The following is a 948-nucleotide window of genomic DNA, read 5'->3' as shown; positions in this document are numbered from 1 at the left end:
GTCGGCGTCGGAGAGGACCGTGGTGGAGGCCTCCAGGGTGGCCCGGTCCAGCTCCGGTCGCGCCATCAGGGCCGCCTGGTCGAGGAGTTCCTCCATGTACTCGCCGAGTTTGCGGTTGTACATCCGCACCACCAGCCGGACCGAGGGGTTGAGCCGGCGGGCGGCGAGGGCCGCGCGCAGGTTGGTCTCGTCGTCCTCGTAGAGCAGGGCGATCGCGGCGGCGCGCTCCACGCCCGCCTCGGTGAGCACGTCCGCGCCCGGCCGGGGGGCGTGCAGCTCCAGCACCGGGGTGCTGAGGCCCGGCTGGGAGTCGTCGGGCCCCGGCTGGGCCTGCCCCTGGCCCCAGCGGCCCAGCAGCGCGGCGGCGCGGGAGACGGTGGAGGCGAGCGTCCCGGCGTCCTCGGTCCGCTCCCCCGGCACCACCAGGACCACCCGCTGCCGGTAGACGTCCCGCAGCTCGGCGGCCAGCCGCGGGGCCAGCCCGTCGTCGCCGCAGACCAGCATGTGCGGTTCCGTCCGCGACCGTTCGCCCTGCCTCGGCAACGTGACCACGCGCCCACCCCCTGAGCTCTCGCGTCCGATCCGTCGGGCCGTCAGTTCAGCAGGCCCGCAAGCCCGATGGCGCGCAGACCTACGACCCGTCAGGCCCGGGAGCCCACAGTCCGCCGCTCCCAGCCCGCCGCTCCCAGCCCGCAGCCCGCAGCCCGCAGCCCGCAGCCCGCAGCCCGCAGCCCGCAGCCAACGACCCGCGGCGTTCGGCGGCTGTCCGCCGGCGACTCCGGCACCCCGTCCCGGCGCGGGCCGACGACCCCCGTGCCGCGCATGATCGCATCCCTGCGGGGCGGCGCGCAGTGCCTGGACCCGGCAGTGTCGGGGCGGGCGGGTTGCCGGGACGGCCGCCGGGCCTCCCCACCGGCGGGCGCTGTGGGAAACCGCGTACCGCCACCC

Annotated in this window: 1 protein-coding gene; it reads right to left on the bottom strand. The window is 77.3% G+C overall.

From position 1 onward, the window contains the following. A partial coding sequence (locus ACOV8S_RS19610) for an NAD-binding protein (protein WP_448319091.1) occupies positions 1 to 504 on the bottom strand: 504 nt, incomplete at its 3' end. Between the last annotated feature and the right edge of the window lie 444 nt (positions 505 to 948).

The organism is Streptomyces sp. CO7, from assembly GCF_053474865.1.
This window is presented reverse-complemented; position numbering and strand designations above follow the sequence as displayed.